This window comes from uncultured Cyclobacterium sp., from assembly GCF_963976465.1.
GTDB lineage: Bacteria > Bacteroidota > Bacteroidia > Cytophagales > Cyclobacteriaceae > Cyclobacterium.
In genome coordinates this window covers 1-6883 of record NZ_CAXBOC010000319.1, presented here as the reverse complement: position 1 = coordinate 6883, position 6883 = coordinate 1, and the positions used below count along the sequence as shown (strand labels likewise).

The window sequence follows — 6883 nt, the reverse complement described above, 5'->3', positions numbered from 1 at the left end:
CAAACCACCGAGGCATTCTTAATATCTATCGCTCATGTTCCTTTACTAAGTGTAGGATTAAATTGTGCTTTGGGCGCAGCAGAGCTTAGACCCTATCTAAAGGTCTTGTCAGACAAATCACCTTTCCATGTAAGTGTTTACCCCAATGCAGGTCTTCCCAATGAGTTTGGAGAATACGATCAGGGTCCGGAAGAAATGGATAAAGAAGTAAACCTGTTTTTAAAAGAAGGCTGGGTCAATATAGTAGGCGGTTGTTGCGGAACAACCCCGGAACATATTGCTGCTTTGGCAGCTTCTGCCAGTAAATACCCACCCAGAAATCAGCACGTTTTAACGGAAGAAGATTAATTTAATGAGTAAACCTACTAAAATATCCACCTTGCAATTATCAGGGTTAGAGCCACTGATTTTTAATGAATCCTTAAATTTTGTGAATATTGGTGAGCGTACCAATGTCACAGGCTCTAAGAAGTTTGCAAGATTAGTATTGAATGACAACTATGATGAAGCTCTGGAAGTAGCTTTGGACCAAGTGCGAGGAGGGGCACAAATTCTGGATGTCTGCATGGATGAGGCCATGCTTGATGGAGAAGCAGCCATGGTTAAATTCCTGAATCTGGTGGCATCCGAACCCGAAATAAGCAGGATACCCGTGATGGTCGACAGTTCCAAATGGAAAATTATTTTGGCTGGACTTAAATGTATTCAAGGCAAAGGAATTGTCAACTCCATCAGTCTGAAAAATGGGGAGGAAGAATTTTTGTTTCAAGCCAAAACCATTAAAAAGTTTGGTGCGGCTGTGGTAGTCATGGCCTTTGATGAAAAAGGGCAAGCAGACACCTACCAAAGACGTATCGATATTTGTAAAAGATCCTACGACTTGCTCACGGATAAAATAAACTTTAATCCACAAGACATTATTTTCGACCCAAATATATTTCCGGTGGCCACCGGAATGGACGAACATAAAAACAATGCAGTGGACTTTTTCAAAGCCACCAAATGGATCAAAGAAAACCTTCCCGGAGCAAAAGTTAGTGGAGGGGTTAGTAATGTCTCTTTCTCTTTTAGAGGCAATAATCCGGTAAGAGAAGCCATGCATGCAGTATTCTTGTATCATGCCATACAGCATGGCATGGATATGGGTATCGTCAATCCTTCCATGTTGGAGATTTATGACGACATCCCCAAAGACCTGCTAGAAAGAGTGGAGGATGTAATGTGGAACAAACGTGAAGATGCAACGGAGCGATTACTGGATTTTGCAGACTCCGTAAAATCCCAAGGAAAGAAAGGCAAAGCAGATGAAGCCTGGAGAAGCCTGCCCGTAGAGAAGAGAATTCAACATGCCCTGGTCAAAGGAGTGTTGGATTATATCATCGAGGATACAGAGGAGGCGAGACTGCAATTAATAGATGCCTTGAAGGTAATTGAGGGTCCACTAATGGATGGGATGAATGTTGTTGGAGATCTTTTTGGGGAAGGAAAAATGTTTTTGCCTCAGGTAGTGAAAAGTGCCCGGGTAATGAAAAAAGCGGTGGCCTACCTCGAGCCCTTTATGCCCCTACCGGGTACCAACGAGACTACAGGAGAGCAAGAAGACAATGTGAAGCGAATTTTACTTGCAACGGTAAAAGGAGATGTGCATGACATTGGTAAAAACATAGTAGGAGTGGTATTGGCCTGTAATTCTTACAAGATCATAGACTTGGGGGTGATGGTTGAAACGGAACGAATTATTCAGGAAGCTTTGGACAATGATGCCCATATAATCGGCCTGAGTGGCTTGATTACCCCTTCCTTGGATGAAATGGTCAACGTGGCATCAGAAATGGAAAGAAGAGGTTTGGATATTCCATTGCTGATAGGTGGAGCAACTACTTCCAGGATTCACACTGCCGTGAAGATCGATCCGGTTTACAGTGGCATCGTTGTCCATGTGGCAGATGCTTCCAAGTCAGTTCCTGTGGCAGGGGAGGCCATCAGCAAAGAAACCAAAGACGCCTATAAACAGGAAATCAAAGCCACCTACCAAAAGTTAAGGGAAGTTCATGCAGCCAAGCAGGAGGTGAAGCAGATGGCTACCTATAATGAAGCCAAAGCCAATCCGGTGGCCATAGAGTGGGGCAATTATACTCCGGTAAAACCAAAAAAACTGGGGGTGACGGTGTTGAAGAATATGGACCTTTCCATTATTAGAAATTATATTGACTGGACACCCTTTTTCAGTACCTGGATGCTTTCAGGTAGGTTTCCAAAGATTTTGAAAGATCCGGTAGTCGGGGCAGAGGCACTCAAATTATACAATGATGCCAACAAGATGTTAGACCGCATTGTGAACGAAGGCTGGTTGACAGCCAATGCAGTTTTTGGTTTGTTTCCGGTACAAAGATCTGGTGATGATTTGGTGGTTGATCCTGCTTATACTGAGGGAAAACCGTATTCTTTCCACTTTCTAAGGCAACAGGGTAAAAAAGGTAAGGGGATTCCCAACCGTTCTTTGGCCGATTATATTCACCCGGAAAGTACCGATTATATGGGTGGATTTGCAGTGACTGCGGGCCTAAATATAGAAGGAAAGCTCAAGGAGTTTCAAGAACAGGGGGATGATTACAATGACATCATGTTAAAAGCCATGGCCGACCGCTTGGCAGAAGCAGCTGCGGAATACCTTCATCTGTTGGTGAGAAAAGAATATTGGGGTTATGCACCGGATGAGTCCTTAGAAAATGAAGAGTTAATCAAGGAAAATTATACAGGGATCCGACCTGCACCGGGGTACCCTGCATGTCCGGAACATTCAGAAAAAAGAACCCTCTTTGATTTATTGAAAGTGGAAAAAAATGCTGAGATGAAACTTACCGACAGCTTTGCCATGTACCCAACTTCTTCAGTGAGTGGTTATTACTTCGGTCATCCAGAAAGCAGGTATTTTGGTCTGGGGAAAATTAGTAAAGACCAGGTAGCAGATTATGCCCGAAGAAAAGGTGTGTCTACCGCTCAGGCTGAAAAATGGCTTTCACCTAATTTGGCCTATACGCCCAAATTGACTTCGGAACCTCGATAGGAGAGGAGGACATACAAACCATTGGGTCAGGTAGGCCCATGAGTACAGGTAATATTATTGGCAGTAAATTTAAGCTTTTTAAGTACCAACCTTAAAGAGCATTTAATACAAAATCATGAAAGTCACCGAATACTTAAAAAACGCAGATAAAACACTTTTTTCATTTGAGATTCTTCCTCCACTAAAAGGACAGAGTTTAACCAACCTGCTCGATGGTATAACCCCCCTTATGGAGTTTAACCCACCTTTTATAGATGTGACCTATCACAGGGAGGAATACATGTATAAGAAACATGCCAATGGACTGTTAGAAAAAATAAGTACCAGAAAAAGGCCCGGAACGGTGGGGATCTGCGCTGCCATTATGAACAAGTTTAAAGTGGATGCAGTACCGCATTTATTGTGTGGAGGATTTACCAAAGAAGAAACAGAAAATGCACTGATTGATTTGTATTTTATTGGAGTAGAAAATGTATTGGCTTTGCGCGGTGATGCGCCCAAATTGGAGTCACATTTTGTTCCTGAAAAAGATGGACATCACTATGCCTCTCAACTAGTAGAGCAAATCATAGGAATGAATCAGGGGAAATACCTGCATGACGAAACCGAAATAGGTTTTCAAACGGACTTTTGTGTAGGGGTAGCAGGCTACCCCGAAAAGCATTTTGAAGCACCAAGCCTCAATTTTGATTTGAAAAAATTACAAGCTAAGATTGATGCAGGAGCTGATTATATCGTTACCCAAATGTTTTTCGACAATCAGAAATACTTTGATTTTGTAGAAAAGGTAAGGGCAGCAGGAATTGATGCGCCCATTATACCCGGCTTAAAACCCATAACCACTTTGTCTCAAATCGTAAACTTGCCCAAAACCTTCTTTTTGGACTTGCCGGACGATTTATTGACCGCCTTGGAAAAATGTAAAAGTAATGCAGACGTGAAAGCGGTAGGGATAGAATGGGCCATTCAGCAAAGCAAAGAATTGATTAAATATGGAGTGCCTACCCTCCATTATTATACCATGAGCAAGGCGGACACCACTTATAAAGTAGCCAAAGAGGTCTTTTAGTTTACCTAACCTCAACCTTTGATAGCGGCATGCTTTTGGTTTAAATGGAGCACTTTTATTGACTTAAATGTGTTTTATTTCTAGTGCTCCATTCAAAAAATAAAATAGACCTATACCATTAAAACCGAAATAGTGGACAATAAAGAGATTAGCAAACAGTTTTCCGGAGACGGTAAGATAAGTTTTGAAGATCCCAATGGCTTGAGTTTTGAATGGATCAAAGTGGAGCAATGGACACCAGAAATGGAAGGATGTTTTTTGATCCATGAAATTTATCAATTGAAATCTTTGGTAGGTAACTTTTCAGAGATCGCCTTGGATATTGTAGAATATGCCGCTGATGAAACTATTTTCCTTAGCCCACAGCCGTCCTGGAATATAAATAAGGGTAAATCCGGAGGATTAATTAAATTTGCATTGGTAGGCGTTCCCTACTGGAAGCAAATACTTCAGCAAATTGGAGAAATTGTTTTCTTACAATGGAAAGCGGAAGTAGGACCTTCAACGATTAAAGGGACCCAGGCTTTTCCCTTTACACGGAAATCTAAGCTTATGGGGCTGTATGAAGATGGTCGTGTGAAAATAATAAATGGATGAATCTGTCAAATTCTATAGATAATATTAAAACCTTTGAGGAGGTCGGCCGGGTAGCGGATAGTTTGGGAATGGAAACCTACGTAGTAGGAGGCTTTGTCAGGGACCTTCTATTGAAAAGGCCATGCAAGGATTTGGATTTTGTGTGCATTGGGGATGGAATCAAGCTGGCTAAAGCAGTAGCTGCCGCCTTCGAAAACAAACCTCAGGTTTCAGTATTCAAAAATTTTGGTACTGCCATGATAAAAGTGGGTGACTGGGAACTGGAATTTGTAGGGGCAAGAAAAGAATCTTACCAAACCCATTCCAGGAAACCAAAAGTAGAGGCCGGTACGCTGGAAGAAGACCAGGAACGAAGAGATTTCACCATCAACACTTTGGGCATAGGTTTAAATGCCAATAATTTTGGGGAATTATTAGACCCCTACAATGGCATAAAAGATTTGAAACGAAAAATCATTCGAACGCCTACAGACCCCAATATAACTTTTTCGGATGATCCTTTGCGCATGATGAGGGCCATTAGGTTTGCCGCCCAATTGAAGTTTGATATTGAAGCAAATACCTTTGATGGGATCATCAATAATGCACATCGAATGTCCATCATCTCCGGGGAAAGGACCATCGTGGAGTTGAACAAAATCATTATGACGGATAAGCCCTCCTACGGGTTTAAGTTGTTGTTTGTAAGTGGCTTATTGAAAGAGTTTTTTCCGGAGATGGTAGCCCTTCAAGGGGTGGATTCTGTAGGTGACAAGTCCCACAAGGATAATTTTTATCATACCCTTCAAGTGCTGGACAATGTTGCGGCAAGATCGAATAGCCTCTGGCTAAGGTGGGCAGCTATTATGCATGACATTGCCAAGCCACCCACCAAAAGATTCAATCAAAAAGTGGGCTGGACCTTTCATGGCCATGAAGACAAAGGTGCCAGAATGGTACCCGGAATCTTTAGAAGATTAAAGCTTCCCATGGACGAAAGGATGAAATATGTGCAAAAATTAGTAAAATTGCACCTAAGGCCCATTGCTTTGGTTAATGATAAGGTGACAGACGCTGCAGTAAGAAGATTGCTTTTCGAAGCGGGAGACGATGTGGATGATTTAATGCAACTTTGTAGAGCTGATGTCACCTCAAAAAACAACAATAAAGTCAAAAGATTTTTGGCTAATTTTGATAGGGTGGAACTTAAGCTTCAAGAGGTAGAAGAAAAAGATCAAGTAAGAAATTTCCAACCTCCTGTGACTGGTGACGAAATCATGGCTATATTTGGATTAAAACCTTCTAGGGTGGTTGGTGATTTGAAAGAAGAAATCAAAGAAGCAATCCTGGAAGGACAAATACAGAACAATAAAAATGAAGCCTTGGAGTTAATGTACAAGTTAGCTGCAAAAAAAGGAATAGTAAACAACACTGATAAATGATGAAAATGAAATTTGCCGTATTGATTTTGTTGCTGTGCATCGGTGCACAAAGGTTTTCCTTTGCTCAGGAAGCTACACCCGCTGCTCCTGAGACCAAAGAAACAAGCGAAAGCAATAAAGCTAAAAATGATGTTGACAACAGGATATATTCACTGGCCATGCGATACAATGATGCATCAGTGGCGAAAATTAAGCTTTATGAGCTAATGGAAAGAAATCCCGGTAACCTTGTTTACGCGGAAACACTGGCTTCCATGTATTTTGAAATGGAACAATATGGTTCAGCAGCCCTTGTGTCTTTGGATCTGTTGGAGAGAAATGACAAAAACCTGACTGCTTTGGAAGTGGCAGCTTTTTCTCTAGAGCAGTTGGGAGCCTTAGAACGTGCCTTGCCACATTTCGAGTCTTTACACCTATTGTCAGGAGATTTATTTAGCTTGTATAAAGCAGGTTATTTGCAGTACACCCTGAAAAAATACGACGAAGCCCTCAATTCAGTAAATATGCTGATCAAGGACAACAAAGCGGCTGAGCAAAAATTGAATTTTCCCAAGGGCGAAAACAATGGAATGCAGGAAGTTAGCATGACAGCCGCAGCAGAAAATTTAAAAGGATTGATTTACAAAGAGCAAGGAAGTAATGCAGATGCCAAAACAGCATTTGAAGCAGCTTTGGCAGTTAATCCGGATTTCGAATTGGCCAAAGAAAATCTGGCAGGTTTGCAATAAA

The 6883-nt window shown here is 41.7% G+C and carries 6 protein-coding genes; all 6 read left to right on the top strand.

Going from position 1 to position 6883, the window contains the following annotated elements:
- Positions 1-348 (top strand): homocysteine S-methyltransferase family protein (locus AAC037_RS16655; protein ID WP_339904131.1); only part of this gene is annotated, 348 nt, incomplete at its 5' end.
- 4 nt (positions 349-352) lie between these two features.
- Entirely contained in the window at positions 353-3067 is a 2715-nt protein-coding gene (gene metH / locus AAC037_RS16650) for a methionine synthase (protein WP_339904129.1), read from the top strand.
- Positions 3068-3182: 115 nt separating this feature from the next.
- Positions 3183-4136, top strand: coding sequence for a methylenetetrahydrofolate reductase [NAD(P)H] (gene metF / locus AAC037_RS16645; protein WP_339904128.1), 954 nt, complete (start codon positions 3183-3185; stop codon positions 4134-4136).
- Between the two features lie 132 nt (positions 4137-4268).
- On the top strand, positions 4269-4733 hold the full coding sequence (locus AAC037_RS16640; protein ID WP_339904126.1) for a hypothetical protein: 465 nt from the start codon (positions 4269-4271) through the stop codon (positions 4731-4733).
- Positions 4730-6154: an HD domain-containing protein gene (locus AAC037_RS16635; protein ID WP_339904124.1), complete on the top strand. Its 1425-nt coding sequence runs from the start codon at positions 4730-4732 to the stop codon at positions 6152-6154. Before AAC037_RS16640 ends, AAC037_RS16635 begins: the two co-directional genes overlap by 4 nt.
- On the top strand, positions 6151-6882 hold the full coding sequence (locus AAC037_RS16630; protein ID WP_339904123.1) for a hypothetical protein: 732 nt from the start codon (positions 6151-6153) through the stop codon (positions 6880-6882). Before AAC037_RS16635 ends, AAC037_RS16630 begins: the two co-directional genes overlap by 4 nt.
- The last annotated feature ends 1 nt before the right edge of the window (position 6883 follow it).

Bases quoted from the DNA above. Each gene is read 5' to 3' on its own strand.
- metH (WP_339904129.1), top strand. From the start codon at position 353: ATGAGTAAACCTACTAAAATATCCACCTTGCAATTATCAGGGTTAGAG.
- metF (WP_339904128.1), top strand. From the start codon at position 3,183: ATGAAAGTCACCGAATACTTAAAAAACGCAGATAAAACACTTTTTTCA.
- AAC037_RS16635 (WP_339904124.1), top strand. From the start codon at position 4,730: ATGAATCTGTCAAATTCTATAGATAATATTAAAACCTTTGAGGAGGTC.
- AAC037_RS16630 (WP_339904123.1), top strand. From the start codon at position 6,151: ATGATGAAAATGAAATTTGCCGTATTGATTTTGTTGCTGTGCATCGGT.